23 protein-coding genes and 1 riboswitch are annotated in these 25,742 nt (G+C 36.4%); of the genes, 9 read left to right on the top strand and 14 right to left on the bottom strand.

The window, feature by feature from the left end; genetic code table 11:
* Positions 1-4 precede the first annotated feature (4 nt).
* From AP75_RS11640 to AP75_RS14315, 5 genes are all read left to right on the top strand, one after another.
* Complete coding sequence (locus AP75_RS11640; protein ID WP_088264807.1) at positions 5-1,534, top strand: LA2681 family HEPN domain-containing protein; 1,530 nt, start codon at positions 5-7, stop codon at positions 1,532-1,534.
* A gap of 90 nt (positions 1,535-1,624) precedes the next feature.
* On the top strand, positions 1,625-1,963 hold the full coding sequence (locus AP75_RS11635; RefSeq protein ID WP_088264806.1) for a type II toxin-antitoxin system MqsR family toxin: 339 nt from the start codon (positions 1,625-1,627) through the stop codon (positions 1,961-1,963).
* 7 nt (positions 1,964-1,970) lie between these two features.
* On the top strand, positions 1,971-2,969 hold the full coding sequence (locus tag AP75_RS11630; protein WP_076784392.1) for a type II TA system antitoxin MqsA family protein: 999 nt from the start codon (positions 1,971-1,973) through the stop codon (positions 2,967-2,969).
* A 26-nt stretch (positions 2,970-2,995) separates the two neighbouring features.
* On the top strand, positions 2,996-5,128 hold the full coding sequence (locus AP75_RS11625) for an NERD domain-containing protein (RefSeq protein ID WP_088264805.1): 2,133 nt from the start codon (positions 2,996-2,998) through the stop codon (positions 5,126-5,128).
* Between the two features lie 79 nt (positions 5,129-5,207).
* Positions 5,208-5,381, top strand: a complete 174-nt coding sequence (locus AP75_RS14315) for a hypothetical protein (RefSeq protein WP_158212081.1) — start codon at positions 5,208-5,210, stop codon at positions 5,379-5,381.
* A 622-nt stretch (positions 5,382-6,003) separates the two neighbouring features.
* On the opposite strand, the gene AP75_RS11620 is transcribed toward AP75_RS14315, so the two are convergent.
* Genes AP75_RS11620 through AP75_RS11605 form a run of 4 tightly spaced genes read right to left on the bottom strand, consistent with a single transcriptional unit; the run spans position 6,004 to position 10,081 of the window.
* On the bottom strand, positions 6,004-7,068 hold the full coding sequence (locus AP75_RS11620; RefSeq protein WP_088264818.1) for a DUF3810 domain-containing protein: 1,065 nt from the start codon (positions 7,066-7,068) through the stop codon (positions 6,004-6,006).
* Positions 7,058-8,827: an MFS transporter gene (locus AP75_RS11615; RefSeq protein WP_031502093.1), complete on the bottom strand. Its 1,770-nt coding sequence runs from the start codon at positions 8,825-8,827 to the stop codon at positions 7,058-7,060. The genes AP75_RS11620 and AP75_RS11615 overlap by 11 nt, the downstream gene beginning before the upstream one ends.
* Positions 8,828-8,871: 44 nt before the next feature.
* Complete coding sequence (locus AP75_RS11610) at positions 8,872-9,597, bottom strand: lysophospholipid acyltransferase family protein (protein WP_088264804.1); 726 nt, start codon at positions 9,595-9,597, stop codon at positions 8,872-8,874.
* Between the two features lie 25 nt (positions 9,598-9,622).
* Complete coding sequence (locus tag AP75_RS11605) at positions 9,623-10,081, bottom strand: GtrA family protein (RefSeq protein WP_031502094.1); 459 nt, start codon at positions 10,079-10,081, stop codon at positions 9,623-9,625.
* Positions 10,082-10,295: 214 nt separating this feature from the next.
* Here AP75_RS11605 and AP75_RS11600 point away from each other — a divergent pair, with 214 nt between their 5' ends.
* Entirely contained in the window at positions 10,296-10,547 is a 252-nt protein-coding gene (locus tag AP75_RS11600) for a hypothetical protein (RefSeq protein ID WP_031502095.1), read from the top strand.
* 73 nt (positions 10,548-10,620) lie between these two features.
* A complete protein-coding gene (locus tag AP75_RS11595) occupies positions 10,621-12,042 on the top strand; it encodes a CCA tRNA nucleotidyltransferase (protein ID WP_088264817.1) in 1,422 nt (473 codons plus the stop codon).
* Positions 12,043-12,263: 221 nt separating this feature from the next.
* On the opposite strand, the gene AP75_RS11590 is transcribed toward AP75_RS11595, so the two are convergent.
* Positions 12,264-14,177 carry a TonB-dependent receptor gene (locus AP75_RS11590; protein WP_088264802.1) on the bottom strand — a complete coding sequence of 638 codons (1,914 nt, stop codon included), beginning with the start codon at positions 14,175-14,177 and terminating at the stop codon, positions 12,264-12,266.
* A 102-nt stretch (positions 14,178-14,279) separates the two neighbouring features.
* Positions 14,280-14,477: riboswitch (cobalamin riboswitch) on the bottom strand.
* A 32-nt stretch (positions 14,478-14,509) separates the two neighbouring features.
* Positions 14,510-16,579, bottom strand: a complete 2,070-nt coding sequence (gene ppk1 / locus AP75_RS11585; RefSeq protein WP_088264800.1) for a polyphosphate kinase 1 — start codon at positions 16,577-16,579, stop codon at positions 14,510-14,512.
* 108 nt (positions 16,580-16,687) lie between these two features.
* On the opposite strand from ppk1, the gene AP75_RS11580 reads away from it, so the two are divergent.
* Positions 16,688-17,284, top strand: coding sequence for a Crp/Fnr family transcriptional regulator (locus AP75_RS11580; protein WP_088264798.1), 597 nt, complete (start codon positions 16,688-16,690; stop codon positions 17,282-17,284).
* Complete coding sequence (locus AP75_RS14510) at positions 17,284-18,498, top strand: hypothetical protein (protein ID WP_185116483.1); 1,215 nt, start codon at positions 17,284-17,286, stop codon at positions 18,496-18,498. The genes AP75_RS11580 and AP75_RS14510 overlap by 1 nt, the downstream gene beginning before the upstream one ends.
* 85 nt (positions 18,499-18,583) lie before the next feature.
* Here AP75_RS14510 and AP75_RS11570 read toward each other — a convergent pair whose 3' ends face one another.
* The 8 genes from AP75_RS11570 to AP75_RS11535 form a co-directional block, all read right to left on the bottom strand.
* Positions 18,584-19,138 carry a fasciclin domain-containing protein gene (locus AP75_RS11570; RefSeq protein WP_031504693.1) on the bottom strand — a complete coding sequence of 185 codons (555 nt, stop codon included), beginning with the start codon at positions 19,136-19,138 and terminating at the stop codon, positions 18,584-18,586.
* A 121-nt stretch (positions 19,139-19,259) separates the two neighbouring features.
* The gene (locus AP75_RS11565) at positions 19,260-20,027 is read right to left on the bottom strand and encodes an ABC transporter permease subunit (RefSeq protein ID WP_031504695.1); all 768 of its coding nucleotides are present in this window, start codon (positions 20,025-20,027) and stop codon (positions 19,260-19,262) included.
* Entirely contained in the window at positions 20,024-20,737 is a 714-nt protein-coding gene (locus tag AP75_RS11560; RefSeq protein ID WP_088264796.1) for an ABC transporter ATP-binding protein, read from the bottom strand. The genes AP75_RS11565 and AP75_RS11560 overlap by 4 nt, the downstream gene beginning before the upstream one ends.
* A gap of 35 nt (positions 20,738-20,772) precedes the next feature.
* Positions 20,773-21,999, bottom strand: coding sequence for a nitrous oxide reductase family maturation protein NosD (gene nosD, locus AP75_RS11555; protein ID WP_088264794.1), 1,227 nt, complete (start codon positions 21,997-21,999; stop codon positions 20,773-20,775).
* Positions 22,000-22,005: 6 nt separating this feature from the next.
* Entirely contained in the window at positions 22,006-22,416 is a 411-nt protein-coding gene (locus tag AP75_RS11550) for a nitrous oxide reductase accessory protein NosL (RefSeq protein ID WP_088264792.1), read from the bottom strand.
* Between the two features lie 44 nt (positions 22,417-22,460).
* A complete protein-coding gene (locus AP75_RS11545) occupies positions 22,461-23,045 on the bottom strand; it encodes a hypothetical protein (RefSeq protein ID WP_031503869.1) in 585 nt (194 codons plus the stop codon).
* Positions 23,046-23,096: 51 nt separating this feature from the next.
* Entirely contained in the window at positions 23,097-25,097 is a 2,001-nt protein-coding gene (gene nosZ / locus AP75_RS11540) for a Sec-dependent nitrous-oxide reductase (protein WP_088264790.1), read from the bottom strand.
* A 32-nt stretch (positions 25,098-25,129) separates the two neighbouring features.
* On the bottom strand, positions 25,130-25,633 hold the full coding sequence (locus AP75_RS11535) for a c-type cytochrome (protein ID WP_031503873.1): 504 nt from the start codon (positions 25,631-25,633) through the stop codon (positions 25,130-25,132).
* Between the last annotated feature and the right edge of the window lie 109 nt (positions 25,634-25,742).

Below are 25,742 nucleotides of genomic sequence, written 5' to 3'. Positions count from 1 at the left end.
CTACATGAAAAAGTTTGAAGACCTTTTGCTAATTACTGATATTTCTAATCTTACAGGTAAAGAACAGGTAGATATTGTTGGAGAATTGTTTGATCTTTCTTTTGATAATAATAGTATCTCAGGTATTAGTAAAGCTTTTGATTTAATTGGTCAGATTCAAATAGAAGAATTATCAGCCCCTTTGCAAACGTTGCTTTATTACGATATTGCAAACGGCTACGGCTATTTGCGTAAATTAAAATATTTCAACACACCCGATTCCTGGAATTTTGAAATGGAAGAAATTTCACATGAGGTATTCCATCTTCGAAAAGCAATTGCATCTCTAGGATTTGAAGAAATAGATGACTTAAGGAAATGTCAGATTTATACTAATCTTGGTAATACTTTTTCTTTTATAGGCAGGTTTATTGAAGCGCAGGAATATTGGCGCAAGGCATTAAATATTTTCCCTAATTTTCCCATGGCATTAGCAAATAGTGGACATGGCTTAATGTTTTATTCAAATCAAATTTTTGACAATTCACATAAGTTATATTTTATTAACTACGGCTACCATAAAATCATAGAAGCATTACACTTTAAGGAATATCTTGAAGGTGATGCTGCAAATCAATTTCACAAGATGAAATCGTATATGGATGCTACTTATGATGTAAAAATCCTTTCAGAACAGTTTAATTTAAACAGTTTTGAATTTGGTGATAATGAAAAACTGAACAATTACCGATATTGGTGTTTAGAAAATTACCTTTACATTAATCCTTTAAACGATTTGGGAGCGTCTAAATTTGCTTCTCACGATTGCTTGAATTTGCCATCTTTAATCTTAGAAACCAAAGCGCCACCAACATATTTCACACTTTACAATCAACTTAAGCAGGAATTTGCAACTGCAAGATATTTCTATTACAAATCAGTCGTTTTTCAAGATTCTCATTTTTCAGACGAAGATGTAGTAATTGTAGATACTATGGAAAGTGCTTTGTTTTCTTACAATCTTGAACTCGCTAAAAGTGCTTTTCGCAACACCTATTCAATTTTAGATAAAATTGCATATTTCCTAAATGATTATTTGAAACTGGGAAACAACTACAATCGCGTAAACTTTAGAAGTGTTTGGTTCAAGAAAGATAACAAAACATTACATGAGCATTTTCAAAACTCTCAAAATTGGGCTTTAAGAGGGTTATTCTGGTTAAGTAAAGATTTTTTCATTAAAGAACATGATGAGGTGTTAGATCCAGATTCAAAACAGATTGCCGAATTACGAAACTCTATTGAGCACAAAGGCCTGAAAATAATGTATGATACTTATTTGTATAGTAATTTCTTTAATGCTGACAAAGAAATTATTTTTATAATAAACCGTGATGATTTTGAAAGTAAAACTTTGCGGTTGTTAAAAACAGTTCGAGCTGCGATAATGTATCTTGCTTTTATTATTAATTATGAAGAAGGTCAAAAAGAAAGTAATGGTCTGCCGACACTTCCAATGAATTTAAGCGAAGTTCCGATTTATATGAAATTCTAACTTTAAAGTTTATAAAATTGTTAAATTAAATGATAAATAAAACTTTGTGGTTTAATTTTTGTTTTATATCTTTGCGCAAAGATTACAACCTTGGCCACCAAAGATGAAGTATCACAGTTTCTTAAAGAACTGAAGTCTGTAAGCGCTGCAGGCGAAATTTTCTTTATCGACAGGCAGGTAAACACCCAAACACTCGCAGAGTTAGAGATTAAAGCACTTGAAAGAAAAGCTTATATCGAAAAGCTTGTTCTGGAAGACTATTCCGAAGGTCCGTTAGATAACGATCAGTATGGCATAGAACCCATGTGGGTTTTCGGAAAGAAAGTCAAAGAAAAGGAAGTATACATTAAAATTACAATTACCGCGCTTAATGTAATATGTATTTCTTTCCATACCTCAAAGTATCCTATGAACTATCCATTTAAGTGAGAACATTATGAAAAGTCCTTTCACGGGAAAAGAAATGAAACTACAAAAAGAATCAAGAAAAGTAAGTTTCAGAAAACAGGAAATCGAATACACAAACCTTAGTTATTATTGTGAAGACACGAAACAAAGTGTGGTAACCACAGAATTAGATGAAGTTAACCTTCGTCAGATTTATAACAAATACCGGGAATTGAATAACATTCCGTTCCCGGAAGAAATTAAAAAACTTCGTCAGAAATATGGCTTGTCTGCTGCAAAAATGAGCGAACTGTTTGGTTTTGGTCCTAATCAGTATGCTCTCTATGAAAATGGAGAAATTCCCAGTATTTCGAATGCAAAGGCAATACGTTTAGCGGACAGTCCTTTTGTTTTCAAAAACATGTTGGAAAGCAATAAAGCAATAATTAAGGAGAAAGACTATAAATCAATAATTACAAAAATCAATGCAAAACTTGTAGGTTTTGAAGATGATTTTTCCTTTGAAGAGTTTTTATTGGGTGGTAAAGAACCAAGCCCCTTTACGGGTTACAAATCGCCGGATTATAACAGGTTAGCAACCATGGTTGCATACTTTGCTAAAAATTTGAAACCACAAAAAACATTATTAAATAAATTACTTTTTTATTCTGATTTTTTGCAATATAAAAATTTTGGTTCTTCAATATCAGGTTGCCGATACGCAGCCATAGCAAGAGGTCCGGTTCCGGATAACTTCAGAAGTCTTTTTGAAAAAATGGAAAAGGATAGTTTTGTAAAAATAAAATACATAGAATATCCGGATGGTAAAGTAGGCGAACAGTTCCTTTTAGGAGACGAGAAGCTTTCAGATTGGCAGTCGTTTTCGGAAGATGAACTAAAAACATTGCAAAATGTTTGTAGATTTTTTAAAGGGAAAACTACCAAAGAAGTGGTGGAGATTAGTCATAAAGAAACAGCGTGGCTTAAAAATCAGGAAGACAATGCCTTGATTGATTATACTTACGCTTTTGATTTAAGTTCATTTTAATTTATCCGTGATTTTTACAGCTTAGAATGGAAGAGCATGAAAAAATTTACGATGAATGGAAAAAAGATCTCCCGGTCAAGCTACAGGAAAATTTTGAAATAATTTGTGATATATCCGGTAAAATCAATTCTTTAGATCTAATTAGCTATTTGGCATTTTATAATGCGTTGCGCAATGGCAATGAATATTCAGATTATAGGGAAGATAAACACTTTTTTGTTGCAGAAGCTGTTGCAATTCACTGCCTGAAAAAACCGATTATTGAACAAACTATCATTTCCGAAGATGAACTACCGTTTGCTTTCGAGAAAATTCAAGAAGCCGCTTTACGCTTCTGTTTTCTTAGTGATGCTATTTCCATGTCTGAAAAACCAATGGATAAAAGTTTATTGTCCGAAATTAATTTGACTTTACAAAGAGAGTCGGCTAATATAAGAAATCCCGGTCATCCTGAACATCATTTATCTTTTTCTAAAATACTTTACAAACCATTTAATGATAAAATAGAAAAAATATTCGGGTTTTCACACGATACAACAATAATTATAAGAAAGAAAATTGTTGAATTTTTACGTAAAAAATATGCCACTGCATCTGATGAAACAATAGAAAAAGGTAAAGTACTTGCAAAGCAATTAATAAAATATAAAAAAGGAGTTGTTGGGGCAGAAAGTATTGGATCAAATATTGTTAACCTCGAAGAAGTAATAAATAAGCGTGAAATCGACATTCGAGATTTGTGCATTAAGCATAGTCTTACGCAACTCTACAAAAATTTTAGTAAATGCTATGTTTTCACAGTTGATGAACTTGCGGAATTCTGCGATATTGATGTAACAGAAGTAAACAATTTTCTAAATACTTATTCTTGTCAATTCCTGGAAATCCCTGAAAATGAAAAGATTTATCAACCTTTGAACTATCTGCATCATAAACCTATTATCAAGCACAATGAAAGTTATTTAATTCCTTCAATCCCCCTTTTTAATTGGGCGGTGGAAGAGGTTTACAAAAAGGAATTCCGCAAACACACAAAATTATTTGATAGGTATACAAAGATTAAACACGATTTTCTATTAGATACTGGTGTAGATTACTTTTCCTCACTTTTACCAGAATCAAAAATCTATAAGAATGTCTTTTATTATGACGGTGAAAATAGATATGAGACTGACGCTATTATTGTTTTTGATAATTATGTATTTGTTATTGAAGCAAAAGCAAATGTTATTTCTGAAAAAGCAAAATCCGGTCATAAAGATAAAACAAAGGATCACTTAAATGATTTAATAAAAAAATCATATGATCAGGCAGTTCGAACAATTGATTTTATTGAAATTGGTGCAGATTTTTATGATAAAAATGGGAAATTAATTGTAATTGAAAAGCCGCGAAATGCTGTTTTTCAATTAGTCAGTTTAACTCTAGAACCTTTAGGCAACATCATTCCTAAAATAAAAACTGATGACGAATTAAATTTTTTTTCTGAGAAATATTTTCCGTGGATCATAAGTTTGTATGATTTAATTTCTATAAATGATTTTTTCGAAACCCCTTCTCTATTATTTCATTATTTAGATTCTAGATCAAGATTTTTGGAGTACAATGATGCACACATATATGAAGAAATGGATTTAGTGGGATATTTTATTAGTAGAGGAGGTTTAGATTTGGATCGATTTATTGAAAAAGCGAAAAATGAAGGAGTCAATTATGTATACTTTGATAATGAAACTGACTTTATAAACAATTATTATATGCATCTTTTTGAAGGTAGACCTATTAAGAAACCTTCATATTTCAAAAATTTAAAATTTAAAGAATTAATATCAAAAATTGATAATTCATCTATTCCATGTAAATCATTGGTTTCATTAAAGCTGTTAAGTTTTAATCGTAATTCAATAAATGACTTGATGCAGAAAATTGAAAAAATTAAGAAAATGTATTACAAAGATGATGAATTGCATGATGCTTCGATTTTTACAATGTCAGATGGAGGATTTGGTTTTACATTCATGATTGGTAATGATTACGAATTACTTGAAAAAAGACTAGATCAATATATTTCGTTTAAGAAAAATCAAATGTTTGCTAAAACATGGGTTGGAATCGCTGAGTATAAAAATGAAATTAGAATTATAAAGATATTAAGTTAATCCCCGCTCTTCCCCAGCAAGTTACATAATGAACATTATACGCACAGTCAGACGCAACGGGGAGTTCGTCCTTTACGGTATGCAGTCCAAAGCAAATTCCAAAACATTCTGCAAACTAGCTGCAACCGCTTGGAACATGAAGAAAATGATGGAACTACTGAAACAGAAAATTATTTTCTTATTTTATAAGATACAAATTATGCTGTTTTCTAATCCTGTTTTTAAATATAAATTAAATAGTGGGTTTTGTTAAGGAAAGACTAACTAATGATAATTAAAATAAATTTTAGGGGGCGTATGTCTCTATATCATTGGGGGACAGAGACAATATCAAAACCTAATAATAATTCAATTTGGGTAATTTTTATTAGTCCCTCCTTCAAAAATCGGGGACTAAATTTGGGATTGTTCATTGGGTTTTAATGTTTTTCATTGTGTTATAAAATATTGTAAAATGTTAAAAAACAATAAAATAAATATTTATGGTTGTTTATTGAAATTAATCTATACTCCCGTCTTCGCTACAAAAAAAGCTCAGCATTTGCTGGGCTTTTTTAGTTTACATCAACCATGTTTCGACTCCAAAAATAGGCATGAAAATTATTCGGTTGTTCAATGGTATTTTCTTCGAACCTGTTATAGAATTTCTAATTTAAGATTATTCGTTATAATTGTTCGACATTCAAATTTTTAGCAGAAAAATTTATTTAACATAATTTGTGATAGTTTTTTGCTCCAATAATTTTGTAAGTTTAAAGATAAGTATTAATTTTACGCCGTCTTAGAGATGATGTCAATTATCAAAAAGACAATAAATTTTTTTTCATCATTTGTGTTTTTAGAATCGTGTCGCAAGATGCGATTCTTTTTTGTTTTTATGACTTGTTCAGTCTCTCGTAACGCACCATCAAATCTACAAAATAGGAGTAGGTGATGCTACCTTGTTGTTGGTTGCTTTTCAGGAATAGATCATTGCTGAGGTCGAAGAAAATTGAAAGAATTCCATCGTGTTTTTGGGCAAACATTTTTTCATGAATTCGATCTCTTTTCATCGCAGGTGAGTAATCTTCAAGTACTTTCTTCACAAATTGAGGATTTTTTTCTACTAATGAGTTCAATAAAGACCTCAAAACAAAATACTCAACACTGTATTTCAATTCCGAATTTTTGGAATTTTTGCCTAAAAGATAACCGATAAAATTGGCTTCTTGCTCTCTGGCAAAACCCAATTGATGCGCACTTTCGTGAGCCAAAGTAAAAGGAATATGAGTGGAGGGCAATTCTGCATTGTACTGCGCTTCTGCGGTAAATGGATTATAGTAACCCAAAATCCCGCTATAACTCATAATTATGCGAAATAAACTGGGTTTGAAATTATTGATTATTGTGCTTTTCTTCCCGATGAGAAACTTGGGAAACTGTTTTTGTTGAGACAGAATTTCGGATTCTATCGTTGATAAATCCTGTATTTTGAAAACCCCGTTTTCGTCTTCTTTTACCAATTCACGGGTCTGTTTACAAAGATTAAGGTATTTTAAGGTTAAAGATTTTGTTTCTTCCAAAGAGATTTCTTCGGGTGGTAATTTTTCGATAAGGGGTTTCTGAAAGTAGAGTTGTCCCCAGAAAATTTGGTAGCTGAAATAAACCAAATTTAAAATGACTAAAAGCTTTACTAAATAAGTGTTTCGGGTTTTCTTCTTTAAAATTTTAAATAGAAATATAAGAATCGTTGCTGCTAAAATAACATAGAAAATATCACCTACAGAAAATGGTATTGGCGCAAATAGTTTTTGATGAGTTGTCTTTTGCCATTCAAAAAAACTCGAGAACACGTTGATGAAAAAAGGTATTTTCGAGAATAAGTAGAACAAAAGAAATTGGGCAAGTAGAATACCCGCCCAAAACCTTTTTCTTTGATAATATGATCGATTAGTGTGCATTTTCATTTTCTAAATCGTCAACGTCGATCCCTTGATTGCTAAGTGCTTTTTTAGCCAAATAGGCAAACAATGTAATATATACGAAGCAGAATACCGGAATAATATAGGAATTGTGAATACCGATAATATCCGATAATTTGCCTTGTAGTGGAGGAATAATCCCACCTCCTAAGATCATCATTACTAAGAATGCCGAACCTTGTGCCGTGTACTTTCCAAGACCGGTAACCGCCAAAGCAAAAATTGAAGGCCACATAATACTACAAGCTAAACCTCCGGAAAGAAACGCATAAATCGCAATATTTCCGGTTGTTAACAAACCAATAATCATTGCCGTTACTCCAAATAGTCCAAATATTATTAAGGTTAATGCTGGCTTGCTCTTGGTGAGCAGAAATAGGCAAATTTGTATGGCAACACAAATTACATAAAGATAAAGATGCGACATATCTTTTTGTGCAACTGTATTAATGCCGATGATCACCAAAAATGCGATGAGAGGTACTACGATGGTTGCGATGATTTGTTGCTGTTTCGATAAATTAAAAACGCTTATTGCTCCTGTCCATCGACCGATCATTAAACTGCCCCAGTACATTGAAATGTACGGTGCCAAATCTGATGATTGATATCCCCCAAATTCTGGTAAACTTAGTAATTCTCCTAAATTACTCCCAATTGCTACTTCTACACCAACATAGGCAAGGATTGCAATCATTCCTAATACAAGTTGTGGATATTTCATTGCTCCCCAACCTTCAGGATTTTTCTTTGCACTGAAATTTGCAAACACAAGCGAAGCAACTACCGCTAATAAAGCACCAATCAAATAAATCATCCTCGTTTTTTCCAGCGGATGTTTTATGGTTTGTAACTCAGTATTTTTTGTTCCAATACTTTGATTTATTAATTCTTTTTTAGCAAAATCTTTTTCTTCTAATAACGCAGTTTTTAGGGTGTTTATATCTTTATTTAACACTTCAATTTTTTTTGCTTCGTCAGAATTGTAAGTCGCAAAAACAGGCACAAAACAAATGAGAACCAATAAGCTCATTATGATTAAATTCGTTCTGGCTTTTCCAGCTTTTTCTATTTGTTCTGATGAGATACCGGCAGGAAGCTTTTTAGAGAAATAGAATATACCAGCCGCAATAATAAATAGAGCACCAACTGCCGTATATAATAAAATAACTTTATCCAGAGTCAAATGTTTTATCTGATCATCATCTACCGTTGCGGTGGTGCCAAAAAGCGCAAGACCCACAATGATAGGGCCAATTGAAGTACCAAAAGAATTTATTCCGCCCGCCAGATTTTGCCTACTTGCGCCAGTTTTGGGATCTCCCAATAAAATAGCAAATGGATTCGCCGCAGTTTGTTGAATCGAAAAACCTAGCGCAACCACGAACAACCCTATCAGCATGCCATAATAAAAATTGCCTTTTACCGCAACAATCATCACTGCTGCGCCTACTGCTGAAAGCAATAGTCCGTAAACTATACTTTTTTTATAGCCCCATTTTCCGATAATGTCATATCCTTTAATCGTACTAAAAATAAATAACAATAATGCTCCAAGAAAATAAGCGGTATAAAATGCAAAGTCGATAAGCTGCGATTGGAACTGATCTAAAGAAAAGTAATTTTTACAGAAAGGAATGAAAATACTATTTCCCGCTGCAATAAAACCCCAGAAAAAAAACACTAAAATTAAAGTGTATAATGCAGGATAATTTGTTGGTTGATTTTTAGATGACATATTTGTTTATAATTTCTTAAAAACAAATATAACTATTTATTTTCTCAAATTGAGTTTTCCAAAGTCTTTTTTATTGCGCTATAAGCCAGCGCTTTTAGGTCACTTGTCGATTTGTCTGGAGGCAAAATATCATTAAAATAGACCTTCACCTTACCCGGAAAACCTTTCGAATAATCAAACGGAAACATTTCCTTTAACCCAACAAACGTGAATACCGCCAAAGGAGAGTGATGTTTTGAAGCCAAAATAAACGCGCCATCTTTGAAATGATCCAAAACCACTGAAGTATCATCCGGAACGCCACCTTCAGGAAAAATAACGATGCTTTGGCCTTCTTCCATACGTTCGGCGCATCTTCGGTAAACATCGGCGCGGCTTTTTGCAGAATTTCTGTCCACTATCACGCAGATCCTTTTGTAAATGGTGCCAAAAATCGGGATCTTCACCAATTCCTTTTTTCCAACATAGCAAAGCGGATGGTTCGGCATTAAAATACAGGGAAGCATCACATCCGTAATCGAGGTGTGGTTTGATATGAAAACGTATTGCGTGTTTTTATCAATTTTTTTATCGGTCAGTTTTTTCAGTTCGTAGCGAAATCCCATTCCGTAAAACATTCCAAAACACCAAAGTCGGATAAATTGGTAAGCATATTTGTAATCTTTTTTCCTTATTGATAGCAACAAAACCGGGATTCCTAGGATGATGGTAAGCACAGTTCCCAAGATAATCATCCAGCCACGCCATATATAATTCAAGATTTTTTTCATTTAATTTTTTCTTTTTCTGAGGAAATTATCCGTTAAAAATCATCTTCTTTTTTACGGTGTAATTCAACATTGAAACCAATAATATTGCCGCAATTTTACTAATCATTTCCTGGCTAAATACAAAAAATCCTAAATTGATAACGTCCGTAAATACAAAACGGAAAAACATTTGAAAAACAATTAAACTCAAAATCGTTGATAAAAAAGAAACCGACATGAAATAAGCAAATTCTTTTCTTTTGGAATGTTTTCCCCGTTCGAAAACAAACCAAATACTAAGAAAATAATTGGTAACAATTCCGCAACATGTCGAAAAAATATTGCTTAAGGGATAGTGAATCCCATGAAAATTATTCTCATGAATAAATATTTTCGGCAAATATAAACTCAGTATTTTGAACGAACCGATTTCTACAACAGCACTCAGTGCACCAGCAATAATGAAAAACAAAACCTGTTTCTGTTTTATTAAAAGTTCTTTCATAAAAAAGAGTATGTGCAAATTTATAACTATATGTTAAACAATAAGAAAACTTGTTAAAATATTTTTTTATTTCGAAAATATGTATAACTTTATTTTTCCAAATAAGAAATATTATCTGATAAAATTTTCATTTTCAATCGTTTGTGAGAATGGTTTTTATCTTAGAACACCAAATTGAACAATTTTTTTTCGATAAAAACTAAACGCAAAACTCATGAACACTCCTAGAAAGTACCGAAAATTTACTCCGCACAAGCAAAAAATTGAAGCTTTGGAAAAGGAAAGTCCGAGATTCAAAAGAATTTATTCCGAGTACGAATTGATGTCCGATGAATTATGGAATCTGGAGAATACGGACATTTCAAATATCCCCGATGATTTTCTGGATGCGATCAAACTCCAGACTTCGTACCTCGAAGAAGAAATCGATGATTGGCTCATCGATGAAAATAAAAAAATACAATAAACGAAGCTGCAGAAATGCAGGTTTTTCTATTTTGTTATCTTTGCAGAAATTTTCCGGGATCGGAATTCCTGCTATGCTTATTAATATTACTCAAAATAAAAATTTCAAGCTTTTCAAACTCATTTCTGAAACTGCAGAAAAAAACAGCCAGTCCGTTTTTATCGTGGGCGGCTATGTGCGAGACCTTCTTATGAAAAGAAAAGCTCCTACAGATATCGATTTTGTTACCGAAGGAAATGGGATGGATCTCGCCAAAGCGGTTGCCAAAGAAATCAATCCAAAATTAAAGGTTTCCGTTTTCAAAAATTACGGGACCGCAATGTTCAAACACGAAGGTTTAGATTTGGAGTTCGTAGGTGCCCGAAAAGAAAGCTATGCCGAAAATTCCCGAAAACCATCGGTTGAAATCGGAACTTTGGAAGATGACCAAAAACGCAGAGATTTCACCATTAATGCATTAGCGATTTCCCTAAACAAGGATAGTTTCGGTGAACTGATCGATCCGTTCAATGGAATTTCAGATATCCAAAATAAAATTATTCGAACTCCATTGGAGCCAAGCCAGACCTATTCCGATGATCCTTTGAGGATGATGAGGGCGATTCGCTTTGCTTCCACTTTAAATTTTAAAATCGAAGAACATTCACTTCGGGCAATCCAGAAGGAAGCGGAAAGAATCAAAATTGTTTCCATGGAAAGAATTATGGTGGAATTTAACAAAATCATGCTTTCCGAAAAACCGTCAACTGGTTTGAAATTGCTCGAAGAAACAGGACTTTTACCCATAATTATTCCTGAATTAACGGCGTTGCGAGGTATTGAGGAAGTAGAAGGACAAACGCATAAAGACAATTTCTGGCATACGCTGGAAGTGGTTGATAATATTTCGAAAAATACCGAAAATCTTTGGCTTCGTTGGGCGGCTTTGCTTCACGATATCGGAAAAGCACCCACCAAAAAATTCGTGGAAGGAACCGGCTGGACTTTTCATGGACACGAATTTTTGGGATCAAAAATGGTGAAAAGTCTTTTCTACCGCCTGAAATTACCGATGGGAAGCGATATGAAATATGTGCAAAAAATGGTGAAGCTATCGTCACGACCGATTGCATTAATTGATGATGGAACTTCGGATTCAGCATTGCGACGATTACTTTTTGATTCTGGTGATGATTTGGAGGATCTTTTCACGCTTTGCAAAGCAGATATTACCACGAAAAATGCATCGAAACAGCAAAAATTCAAGAAAAACTTTGAATATGTTGCTCAGAAAATAAAGGAAGTAGAGGAAAAAGATCAGGTTCGTAATTTCCAACCGCCGATTTCGGGAGAAGAAATCATGGAGCTTTTCAACCTAAAACCCGGAAGAGAAATCGGGATTTTAAAGGAAAAAGTGAAAGAAGCGATCTTGGAAGGTGAAATTGAAAATGATAAAGACCAAGCCCGAAATTTCGTTATCAAAGAAGCGGAAATATTGGGATTGAAGCTTGTTTAAGTAAAGCGAAATTTTTTTACCACAAAAGATTTACAAAAAATAGTGATTTTAGAAAGTCATCCAAAAGAATGAAAAAGTAGAAATTCTTATGTTGAATGGTTTTGCAAACTTTTGAATAACTTAAAAAAGTTTTTGTTGCTTTTGCAATTGTAATTTTAACAAAAAACAAACACGGACGCAGTAAAAGCGCCCGTGTTTTTTTAACAATATAACCTTAAAATTTAGAATTTATAATTCACGCCAACGGTGTAATTTCTTGGTTTTGTGGTAAATCCAACAACATCGACATAAGAAGTATTGAAAAGATTCCCGATATTCAAATAGCCCTCAATTTTGGAATTGATTTTCTGATTAATGTTTAAATTAAATAAATTATAGCTTTCCAATTCTACGCGATCAACAGCAAAAGTTGCCGAATTGTAGTAAGAATCCATTCTTTTGGAAACAAACTGATGGCTCAAATTAATTCTTGTGGAAGCAAAAGGAAGGATTTCGAGGAAAGAATTGACGCGCTGTTTTGGTTGTCTCAGCATGGTCGCTTCTTTGTCTTTTTCCACAAAACTAAAATTCCCACCGAAATTGATCATTTCGTTTAGTTGATATTTCAAACCCAGTTCAAAACCTTTCACTTTATTGTCGCCAACATTTTTATATTGACCTGCAAAAGTGGTGAAATCTACCGTTTCGTAGGCGAAAGCATCTTTTTCTGATCTTTGGAAAAGACTTGCATTGAAAACAATACTTTGGTCTTTTTTACCCAAGCTTAAATCGATTTCATGGGAAGAATTAGTTTCCGGTTTCAGGTCGAAATTAGCTAAAACATAAGGCAACGAACCATAATTTTGATAAAGCGTCGGTGCAATAAACGCGGTGGAATAGGAATATCCAACTTTGAAATACAACGTTTCCAATTCTTTTAAAATATAAGGATTTACGCTATAAACCCAATGATTTCCGAACTTGGAATGATCGGTCATTCTGGCTCCCGCATCCAAATTTAGGAATTGATATTTCAAATTAACGTTGGCAAAAGCATCGAAAGTGTTGGTTTTGGTATCGTTTCTATTTAAATCTTCAACCAAAGAAGTTGCTCCCCAAGGAAGCGATTTGGCTCCCATTTTTTGGTCTTCGAACTGAATTCCGGCGGTGAAACTGATGTTTTCTGAAAACTTATAATGATTAAATAATTCGGTGAAAAAATTACGCCCGGTGTAGGAAAACTGATCTTGGTATTCGTTGCCCACGAAGTTTTGTCCCAATCTTTCATTCCCAGAAAACCTAGTATTCAAAGTGATTTCGCCGTTTTTGTATTTGTAATTTGCGTTACCGCCGATATAGCTTTGTTGGTCATCGGAGCGGTATTTTCCATCCGTGAAAGCGCCTTCGTCATAGCTGAAAAGATGGTGATTCCAACCTCCGTTGATGTTGATATTGAAGTTTTCGGTGGCGTAACCAAAATTGGCATTGATGTTCTGTTTTTCAAAACCATCTTTCTCGAAATTTTCGCCTTCCGCGGACGAAAGTCCTTGCGATTTTTCGTTAAACCCGGAAACTTGATAATTGAATTGATTGATTTTTCCTTTAACCAAAGCATTTTGCGCAAAGGTTGAAAAAGATCCAGCTCTCGCTCCCAAAAGGCCTTCAATCTTTTTATCAGAAGATTTTTTCGTTTTAATATTAATGACAGAAACCGTCGCGTTGCTTCCATAAAGTACCGAAGACGCGCCGTTCAAAATTTCCAGACTTTCAATGTTTTCCAAAGCAATCAGTCGCAAATCGGAAACTACATAATCGTTTCCAGTGACGTCTTTCAACGGAACTCCATCGATAAGAATTAGTACATTGGCACTTTTTCCGCCACGAATTTTCAGTGATTTTGGTTCTTGGTTGTTGTTTTGGTTACCAGTGATTTGAAACCCTGCAATTTGGTTCAACACATTCGGAAGATCCTGGCCTTTGTATTTTTCCAGATCTTTTTCGGTAATCAGCTGTACATTTTTTCCGGTTTTGTAAAGCTGTTGTTTGGTTTTGGAGGCAATAGTGATTTCCTCGATTTGGGTTTCGTTTTCTTGTTGGGCAAAAATACTTGAACTTACGACAAGCATTGCTCCAACAAAAATTAATCTTTTTTTCATTAAAAATTAAATTGAGTTAAAGGTTTACTTATCGGAAAAAAATGTAGGTAAAAGTACTGAACTGAACATTCAGCAATTCACGACTTTTCCTCCGAAAGCGTTTAATAATCGTGCTTTTAGCAAGGTCTCCTGACTTTCACATTGTTTTCACCTTCCCGTTTCCAGTGGTTTTATTCGAAACAATTTTTTGCGTGATTTACAGTTGCGGGGACAGTTTGTGATTTACACACAATTCCCTTTTCTAAAAGTGTTGCAAATGTAGTGTTTTTGTCCTGACATTTCAAGAACCGTGACAAAAAAGAAACCCGAAGAAACTTTCGGGCTTAATTTTTTTATTCTTTCGGAACCTTGTTTTTCAGGTAGTGATAGGTTTCTATCTGCGAACGAATTTCTTTATGATCGTTTTTCACATATTCGTTTCGCAATTTTTTGTCGAGAATTCGGGCTTTCACATTGTCGCTCAACTGAATTTCCAGGATATCTTTCAATTCTTTTTTTAAGTTTTTCTGAGTGATTTTTGCGGCAGCTTCAATTCGGTAATCCAGGTTTCGCGTCATCCAATCGGCGGAAGAAATGTAAAGATCTTCATTTCCTTTATTGTAGAAATACATTACCCGTGCATGTTCCAGATATTCATCAACGATGCTTATCGCTTTTATTTTTTCTTTAAATTCCTTTTGATTGACCGCACAATAAATCCCACGAACAATCAATCTGATATTCACGCCGGTCCTTGCGGCTTCATATAATTTTTCAATTAAAGTTCTGTCGCTCAATGAATTGGTTTTTATAATCATTTCCGATCTGCGGCCAGCTTTGGCTTCTTCGATTTCTCGATCAATGTGAGCGATGATTTTTTCACGCATAAATTGCGGACAAACCAGTAGTTTTTTGCAAGTTTTTAAAGTTGGCAAAATATCTTCTTTGGGTTTCCGCAGTATATTGAATATTTTATTAATGTCTGCCATAATACCTCTGTCTGAGGTCATCAGCAAATGGTCACCATATATCTTCGCAGTTTTTTCGTTGAAGTTTCCGGTGCTTACAAATCCGTATTGAATGGTTTTGTTGTGCGCTCTTTTTTTAATTACGCAGAGCTTCGCATGCACTTTTTTATTGGGAATTCCGACCAGAACTTTCACGCCTTCCTGTTCCAAAATCTCTTTCCAAATCAGGTTGCTTTCTTCATCAAAACGGGCGCGTAGTTCCAGCATAACGGTAACCTCTTTACCGTTTCGGGCAGCGTTGATCAATGCATTGATAATTTTCGAATGACTTGCTAATCGGTAAGCAGTGATTTGAATGGTTTTTACATCTGGATCCATCGCAGATTCCCGCAACAAATCGATAACTGGATTGAATTTGTGATACGGAAAAGTAAGCAAAACATCAGTTTTCTGAATCACGTCAGTTACCCGTTTTCCAACGAATTCCGGGTGGTCGAAAGAGGTTCTTTCTTCCGGTTTTGTATAGGTTTTGAAAACGTCCGGAAAATCCATGAAATGTCTGAAATTATGAATTTTTCCACCAGGAATTATGCTGTCTTTCTTCGTTAAGTTCAGTTTTCGAATCAGGAATTCGATCAAAGATTTATCCATTTCTTTATCGAAAACAAAACGGGTAGGTTTGCCTTTTCTTCGGGATTTGATGCCTTTTTCAATCTTTTCAGCGAGTGTAGTTTTGATGTCATTATCGAGATCAAATTCTGCGTCTTTGGTTACTTTAAAACAATGAGCCGAAAATTCATCATAACCAAAATATGAGAAAATATGCGGCAAATTAAAGGTAATCACATCTTCCAACAGCATTACGTTTTTTTCGTCCTTATTTTCAGATGGAAGCAAAACAAAACGTCCGATTTCCCTGGACGGAATTTCGATAATGGCGAATTTGGTTTCGTATAAGAAATCTTTTTTGCGCATCGCTATGCCGAGATACAGAGATTTGTCCCGTAAATAGGGCATTGGAACATTGTCATGAAGCAAGATCGGGATCACGTTGCTTTCAACCACTTCATCAAAATATTCATTGACAAACCGTTCCTGTGCAGGTGAAAGATTTTTTGCGGTTCGTATAAAAACCTTCTGTTCTGCCATTTCCATCTGGATTTTTTTCCACGTCTTATCGAAATTCTGCTGCTGGTGGATTACAATTTCGTTGATCTGCTGTAGGATTTTGGTAGGTTGCTGGTAGAAAGATTCGGAAATATATTTGCTCTTGAAATCCATCGCACGTTTTAATCCGGCCACGCGTACCCTGAAGAATTCATCAAGATTATTTGAAAAGATTCCCAAAAAGCGGATGCGCAGATGGAGGGGTACGTTTTCGTCCATCGCTTCTTGCAACACACGTTCGTTGAATGATAACCAGGTGATGTCTCGGGGATTAAATTGATTTGCCACGTTTCAGTCTCTTATTTTCCCCAAAAATAGGAAAATTTTACCCACTTTTCGGGGTGAAATCATAGGCAGAACGATAAATTTACGTTAAATTTGTGACAAACTTTGCCTATGTTCACACGAGAAATATTGTTAAAAAACAAGGTTCCTGTAATTTATCTTAAAAAAAAGGATACCCTTTTCCGGGAAGATCAAATGGCTTTAAACCTTTATTACCTTACAGAAGGTGAAATCAGGATCTTTAACTCCGATTCCGATGGTAAAGAATTTTTAATTAATAAGGTGAATGAGCACCAGTTTCTCGGCGAACCGCCATTCCTACTCTCCGAAAGGTATCCTGCCAATGCTGTAATTGCAAGTGAAAGTGCTGAGATTTTCAGTTTCAGTCAAAGTCTTTACAAAAAATTCATGCTTGATAATCCTGAGATTCTTTTTGAATTTACGAACGAGATCGCCAAAAAAGCTTATGATAAGACGCTGAGGTTAAAATCGATTGTTCACCAGTGTCCTCACGAAAGAATTTTAAGTTTTCTCAATCTTCATAAGAGAACTATAGGTTTAGAGCCGAGTGAAAAAACAATTATCGACGTTACGCGTAAAGAAATTGCAAATTCTACAGGACTGGCAATAGAAACCGTGATCCGTAACGTGAAAAAAATGGAACGGGAACAAAAAATACAGCTCATTAATCATAAAATATACTATTGATGCATCGCACGTTCTGGCTAAAATTTTCAGTTTTCAATTTCTTTTTGGTGGCGCTTTTGGGTGTCATCATGCGTTATAAAATCCAATTTTCTTTTCCGTTTCTGGATCAGAAACATCTTCAGGAAGCTCATTCTCATTTTGCGTTTTATGGCTGGATCACCAATGTGCTGTATGTGCTTATCGTGCATTATATAAGCAAAGTGAACCCTTTGGTTAAGCTCAGAAAGTATGAATATTTAATCGTCATTAACCTTGCCGCATCTTTTGCAATGCTCGGTACGTTTATCTACGGCGGTTATTTTTGGGCGTCGATTGTAGCTTCTACAACCGCACTGCTAGCTAGTTTTGTATTCTGTTATTTCTTCGTGGTGGATGCTAGAAAAATTCAGGATACCTCCAAAATCTGGTTTCTTGCCGGATTATTTTTTGCCGTGATTTCTTCGATTGGTGTTTTCAACCTGGCTTATATGATGAGTTCAAAAAACATAAATCAGGATCTTTATCTGGCTTCAGAATATTATTTTCTTCATTTTCAGTATAACGGATTCTTTATATTTTCCTGCATCGGTCTGTTGCTTTATTCAATGAAGGAGGCGGGTTCGCCCATTTCTGAGAAAAAAAATAAACTGCTGTTCTGGCTGATGTTTTTTGGCTGTCTGATAGGCGTAGGTCTTTCGTTCTTATGGATGAAGCTGCCTGCTATGATCTTCGCGGTAATCGTTTTAGGAACACTTGGCCAAACCGCCGGTGCTATTATACTTTATGGTTTTGTAAAAAAAAGCTGGACCAATCTTGTCCTAAAATGGTCGCCAATGCACAGGTTTGTACTGCTATTCGTAGGTTTTGCATTTGCCGTGAAAATTGCGCTGCAGTTGGGGTCAAATATTCCTGCGGTAAACCAGTTTGCTTTTGGGTTCCGTAATGTCGTAATCGCTTATCTGCACTTGGTTCTGCTGATGTGTATCGCTACGTTTCTGGTGAACCAGATTCTGGCAACTAATTTCTTCACTATTTCGAAAACGCTGCTGTTAGGGCTGAAGCTTTTCCTATTAGGGATTTTCCTTAATGAACTTCTTCTGGGACTGATGGGCATTTTTTCGATAAAGTATATTTCGATTCCTTATGCAAACCATTTCCTTCTTTATATTTCTTTACTGATTTTTGTTGCGCTGCTGATTATCTTTATTAATTTAAAGACGAAGAAACAGAATTAATAACTGCAACTTTTCATAAATAAAAAATGGCTCTCAAAATTTTTTTGAGAGCTATTTCTACAATTAAATTTAACAAACTTAGAATTTATTTTTCCGGAAGTAGTACCTCATCGATCGCATAGACAACGCCGTTCGAAGCAGGAACTGTCGCTACAATTTTCGCCTTTCCGTTGATTACCGGCTTACCGTCTACAATCGTAATCGTAATATTTTTACCGTTTACCATTCCTAAACTTTGTCCGTCAGTCATATTTTCTTCTTTAATAACCCCAACGTAAGTATGATATCCCAAAACATCAGATAAAGCATCAGCCTGTTCCGGTTTCAGAAGACCTTCAACAGTGCCTGCAGGAAGTTTTTCGAAAGCAGAATTCAGTGGAGCGAATACCGTAAATGGACCCGCATTGCTGAGGGAGGTGGTGAGGTTTGCCGCTTTCACTGCGGTAACCAGAGTTGATAGATCCGGATTTTTTGCCGCCAGCTGTACAATGTTTGGATTGGAGACATCGTCCTGAACAGCTTCCTGCCCCTGACCTACAGCTTCGGTAGTTGTAGCAGAATCTGTGGTTGCTGTTTCATTTTTCTTGCAAGAAACCAGCGCGAGCCCAACCAAACCTAAAATGATAATCGATTTTTTCATTGCTTAATTTTTATTAAAATTACTCACAACAATTAAGTGTAAGGTATGACTGCGGTCATATACAAGTGTCTGGCATCATGATATTTATCACCACAGCGAAAAAACATTATTTATTTAGTAATTAAAGGTCCTTTTTATTGAATTTTATCAACGAAAGTACAAATGGAACCGTTGCCCAAATCATGAGAATCAGCATCGAAACTCCCATGCCGCCGCCCGATCCGAAAACTTTTTGGAATACAGCTCCCGAGTAACCCAGCATCGCTGAAATATCAAGCTGGAGCAAAACGAAAATGCGCGAAAGCCCCACCGGATTTAGTCCTGCAAGTGTTGCCATAATTCCTTCAATCGGATAATCTGCAAACTGGAACATAAGGACCAGAAGAATCCCATCATATATAATGCTGAAAAACATCCAGATGAAAATAGAAATTCCGATTCCCTTCGCACGGTCGCGGCTGATAATGGCCGAAAGCATCGCAAAAGAAGTGAAGATCACCGAAAGTAAAATACCGATAATAATCAGAGAAAATCCTGTTTCAATGGAGGAATACAGCAGAATCGGAATTCCGCATCCCAACAGAAACGCCAGAATCAGCGCGGTAGAAAGTCCCACGAAAATATTAAACCAGACTTTTACCCGCGGCACCGGCTGGCTCAGGAGCAGTTCGATAAACTGGCTGCTGTTGTAAACATAAATGGTGGAAAAAATAATGCTTACTAAAGGAACTACCAGAAGCACCACATTCAGCAGGCTGAGCGTAGCTTTAGTATAATTGCTTTCCAGGCCCAAAACTGACCATGAAATAATGAAAAGCAGAATCGTATAGAAAATGACAATCTTATTTTTTAAAATATCAAAAAGGATAAAGCGTGCGATCTTGTTCATTTTTTCATTTCTTTTAGGATGCTGATGATGGATTCTGATATTTTTTCCGATTTTCTTTCGGTCATCAAGTCGGTTACCGATTGCTGAACGATGATTTTTCCTTCATTCATAAAAACAATTTCGCTCACAATATCATCAAGTTCACTCAGAAGATGCGAGGTAATGATGATGAGTTTGCCCCTATTTTTTTCTTTGATGATCTTGTTTTTCAGAATTTCTGAAGCCAAAGGATCCAGGCCCGCGGTGGGTTCATCTAGAATGATAACTTTAGGATCGAACATAAATGCCAGTACAGCGCTCACCTTCTGGGTGGTGCCTCCGGAAAGTGTTCCCATTTTCTTGTCGTACATTTTTTCCAGTTCGAAGTTTTCCAGGAGTTCGGTATCGAGATGGGTTTCGGATATTTTCCGCGTATCCTTAATCATTTTGATGGTTTGGCCGATACTCATATTTTCCGGGTAGCGGCCGATCTGTGGCATATAGCCGATGTCTTGGCGGTAGAGATAATCGTCTTTCACACTTTTGCCGTCTACCAGAATATCGCCGGTTTCGATAACATTCAGTCCTAAAATCGATTTGATTAAAGTGGTTTTTCCGCAGCCGTTGGGACCTATAAGGGCTATAGATTTGCCGTTGGTGAAAGTTAAATTCAAATCATCCAGAGCGGTGAATTTGCTGAATTTTTTAGTTAAATTTTTTACCTCTATCATAATTCTAAATTTGGTGGGAAACTCTCACTTCTTTTCTATATTTCAACTTTTTTCATCAAAGGCTGCTCATCCACAAAATTTTCGGGCGTGAGACTGGGGATTATTTTTTCGGTTTTGTCGAGCAGATCTACAAAGAATGTTTTAAAAAGCAGCATGATCGATGGATTGTTCTCTACAAGAACAGAATATAAACTTAGCGGGTGAAAAGGAACGTCGCCCACTTTGTCTTTGTCCATATCGTAGCCTTCGTATTTGTCCCAGAAATTTTTTTTGAAATCGTTCATCGCCATGGTGCCGCTCGTGCTGACATCAAAAGTGTTATTGATGAAATTGTTGTTAATCACACGGTTTTCCATACAGTTGGAATTGATTTTCATTGCCCACCCATTGTCTTCGAAATCATTTTTGAAAAGATCAATTTTCGTGGCGCCATCAAGAAAAATGGCAGTCGTGTTGTTCTGAAATCTGTTCTGTTTTATTTTACTGAAACTGATGTCTTTCAGAAGTAAGCCGTAATTCGCGTCACCCCAGTTATTGATAAAATTGTTGGCGACCATTCCCACGTTATTGCTGTACATTACTGCTACGCCCGCATTATTATTATCGAAGGTATTGCCTACATACACATCGTCGTTAGAGGACATAAAGTGGAGGCCATATCTTAGATTTTTTTTAGAGTAGTTGCGGTAAATGTATGATTTAATAACTTTTTCGAGGTAAATGCCGTCTTTGAGACCCTCAATATAATTGTTTTTGATCCAGATTTCCTCGCTTACCCAGGCGTGGATTCCGTCACCAATTCCTTCCTGTGAAGTGGCCCGCGTAGAAATTATTTTATTATTTCGTATCATGCACCGGTAACCGCGCTGAATGTAAATGCCGAAATAGTTGTTTTCGAAAATATTATTTTCAATGGTTGAGTAATGGCTGTTGTAAAGCCTCACTGCGCCGATGTTTTTTATTTCGTCTTCACCGGAATTGATGATTCGGAATCCTTTCAGCAGGATATTGTTGGCGCGGAAAGAGAGGATTTCATACTTCATTTCCCCATCCAGAACCGGCCTGCCGATACCGATGAGTGATAAAGGATGCGTAATGCTGAGGTTGCCTTCTTTGTAAACCCCGCTTTCCACTAAAATACTGTCGCCACTTTTTGATGCGGCGACAGCTTGTTTAATGGTTTTAAACTGTTCGTTTTTTCCCACTTTCAGAATATTCGAAAAAACAAATACCGGAAAAAACAGCAACATTAATCTGAACATACTTCTTTATTTGGTTAAACTGGCTCCAAGCGTGGCAGCGGCTTTCTGTGCGGCTGCTTTGTCCTGATAAGCCTGTGTGTTTCCGCCCATTGGGGATTTTATGCTGCCGCCTTTGATGAAGGTAGCTTTAGCTTTTTCCAGAAATTTACCGGAAGGGTAATCGATCACATAGGTTTTTGCATTGGTGGCCTTGTCGGGATTCGAACTTTCATACATGTTCATACACATAATGTCATCGAATTTATAAGCCCGGCCTTTCTGGGTAATCAATTGGGTAGCGTATTTCTGTTCAGTGATGGTCATCCGGCAGTTGTCGCACTGGTCTTTACCAAGAGCGAAATCTTGGGGACCGCTCTTCTGGCAAGACATAATTGCTAAAACTGAGACTGCTAGAATAAGTGGTTTTGTAAAATTCATAGGGTTTTGAATTAAATTTTAATATTGATTGCTGACTGGTAATCTCAGACAGATTTTGGTTTTCTGAACTCTATAAATGCTAATATAGCCAAAATTAATGCAACGCCAAACATAATTCCACCGCCAATGTTCGGGTAAGAATATGCGCCAAAATTAAGCAGCTGCTTAAATCCGATTAAAGGAGGTTGATAAGACATTCCCGGTACTACAATAGCAGCGTTAGGATCCAGATTGTGACCGTAATCGTATTCCCAAAGCCAGAAATCTACCATAAATGCAACGCCGAAGATCATGAATAAAACGGCAGTGATATAAAGCCACATCTTTTTATTCAGAAAAGCAGCCAGTAAACAAAGTGCTGCGAAAAATCCTAAAGCATAGGGAAGTACTGTAAACTCCCAGAAATCTTCGGGGTGGATGGTCTTCATACCGATATAGTGATTAAGTCCGTTGATGATTTCGTATTCTCCGGTAATTTTACTTGCCCAGAGATACATGGCCAAACCTTCAGGGTATTGCGGTGCTTCCAGATAAATGGACCAAAGCGGTACAAAGATGGAAATCACAAGTGCAATCCCGCAAACAATCAATAAAACTCTTGTTAAATTATTTAAGGTATGAGTTTTCATTATTTTTAAAAATTAAAAAAGGGCAGAAATATCTGCCCTTTATTTCTGAATTTATTTTGTTTCCCCTTGTTTTACCGGGCTCTGTGCGTTGTCCTTCTTATTATTCAGAGAATAGATAAGCGGAGTATTGCTTCCTGCGGGTGATACTCTTACATATCCCTGCATTTCTTGGTGCAGTGCACTACAGAAGTCGGTACAGTACATTGGGTACATTCCAGGTTTTTTCGGAACCCATTTCAGAGTACAGGTTTCTCCCGGCATAATCAGAAGTTCGGCATTCTGGTTGCCTTTGGTGGCAAAACCGTGAGGTACATCCCAGTCCTGCTCGAGATTGGTTACGTGGAAGTAAACTTCATCACCTACTCTGATTCCTTCAATATTATCAGGTGCAAAATGCGAACGGATTGATGTCATGTAAACGTGAACTTTGTTCCCTTCTCTCACCACTTTACTTTCAGCTTCTCCCTTGGTTGCATAAGGGTGTTTATTATCGGCTATTTTAAAGAATTTAACCTGGTTTTTAGAGATCATATCTCCGGGCAGTGCCTGTGCATAATGCGGCTCGCCAAAGGTTGGGAAATCCAGCAACAGTTTCATTTTATCACCACTGATGTCGTAGAGCTGGGCAGACTGTGCCAGTTCCGGACCTGTAGGTAAATAACGGTCTTTGGTAATTTTGTTGTACGCTACAAGGTATTTCCCGAAAGGTTTCCCGGAATCACCGCCTGGAATCATTAAGTGTCCTACAGAGTAGAAAGTTGGTTGTCTGTCAAGAACCTTAAGGTCTTTAATATTCCATTTCACAACTTCAGAAGAAACGAACATCGAAGTGTAGGCATTTCCTTTTCCGTCAAACTCTGTGTGGAGTGGGCCTAAACCTGGTTTCTGAACCTCACCGTGCAAAGCAGCTTCGTATTTAATAACCTGTACGCCATCGTATTCTCCTGCAAAATTTTTGTCAGCGATTGCTTTAATCATTTTGTCGAAACTGAATACCGGAATAAGTGCAGCCAATTTACCGGAACCGATGATGTATTCACCAGTTGGGTCAACGTCACATCCGTGTGGAGATTTAGGACAAGGAATCATGAACATAGCATCTTTCATATCTTCAACAGAAAGCACAACTACTTCTTTCTTCATGGTAGATGTTGCACTGTGGGTACTCTCATCCCATTTATTGTGCGCGTATTCTGTGGTTACTTTTCTTCCTTTTCCGGCTTTCACCAGTTCAGCAGCTTTTTTCCAGTTCACTGCCATGATGAAGTCTTTGTCATTCTGCGAGGCATTCACTTCAAGTAAAGTATTTGCTTTCTCAGAGTTGTAGCAGGAGAAGAAGAACCAGTCGCCCGATTTTTTCTTACCGGCATGTGAAAGGTCAAAGTTAATCCCCGGAGCTTCAATTTGGAAAGAAAGATCCATACCGCCCGTTTGCTGATCGATTCCAATAAAAGATAGTACTCCTTTGAAGTTTTCTTTGAAAGAATCAATAGGAACATCGCCGTTGGCATCATCTGTAGGAACTGCAAAACGGGTTCCGGCCACCACATACTCCGTATTTTCGGTAAGGAATGGTGAGGAGTGGTTTCCCGCAGAGTTTGGTAACTCCAGAATTTCTACCGTTTTGAATGTTTTTAAATCAATCCTTGCCACGCGCGGAGTGTTGTTTGCGTTGGCAAAAAGCCATCTTCCGTCCACTTCCGCATTAGTTTGTGAAAGGGAAAGGTGATGCTGGTCATCCCATGGAATAAAACCGTGAGAAGTTTCGAGCATTGGTTTGGTTTCTTCACTGTATCCGTATCCGTTTTCAGGATTTACGGAGAAAACAGGAAGGACCTTTAACAATCTTCCGCTTGGCAAGCCATATACGTTTACCTGCCCGTTGAAACCACCACTCACGAAGTTGTAAAACTCATCGTACTTGCCGGGAGCAACGTAAACTTTTTGTGCAGCGTCACCACTTACGGCGGTCTCAGTACCTTTTGGTTTGCAACCTGTCAGCGCTGTTACAGCAACAATGGCAGAGAGCCCCAATAATTTAAGACTTTTCATATATATTTGATTAAAATTTTTCTTTTCAGAATTTATTTTGCGCCGTCAATCTCGCGCATATATTCCAGGATTTCTCGCGCTTCGTTATCAGCAAGTCCCTGATTTGGCATTCTTACCAAGCAAAGCTCCAGTTGCTTTTGTAGTTCAGGATCTACATCAATCATTGGATCAGGATTAGAAATAAAATTCATGATCCATTCCGGAGTATGTCTTGTAGTAATACCTTTCCAACCAGGACCAACCAATTTTTCGTCGGTAGTTTTGTGGCAAGAAGTACATTTTACTTCGGCAATTTTTTTACCTTCTGCCGCCATCGCAGCATCAAACTTACTTACATCAACATTAGAAGCATCCCATTTTCCTAAACCTCTTTTTGGGTCGTACTCATTGGTTCCTGGTGCAGCAGGAGCTTCTGTAGTAGTAGCTGTAGTTTCGGTGGTGGTTGCTGTAGGAATTGAATCTGTTTTTTTATCCCCTCCGCAGGAGAAAAGTGCCAATGTGAGAACTGAAAGTGCCGTTGTTTTAAGGGTGTACATAATTTAATTGTTTTTTGTTTACTCAAAAGTAGAAACATTTGCCCTCATGCGAGTATGATCATAGTCATACGGTTTATATGACTTTTATCGCCAAATTTGTGGTAGATCT

The sequence above is a fragment of the Kaistella haifensis DSM 19056 genome, from assembly GCF_000735695.2.
In the GTDB taxonomy this organism is placed as follows: Bacteria; Bacteroidota; Bacteroidia; order Flavobacteriales; family Weeksellaceae; genus Kaistella; species Kaistella haifensis.
This window is presented reverse-complemented; position numbering and strand designations above follow the sequence as displayed.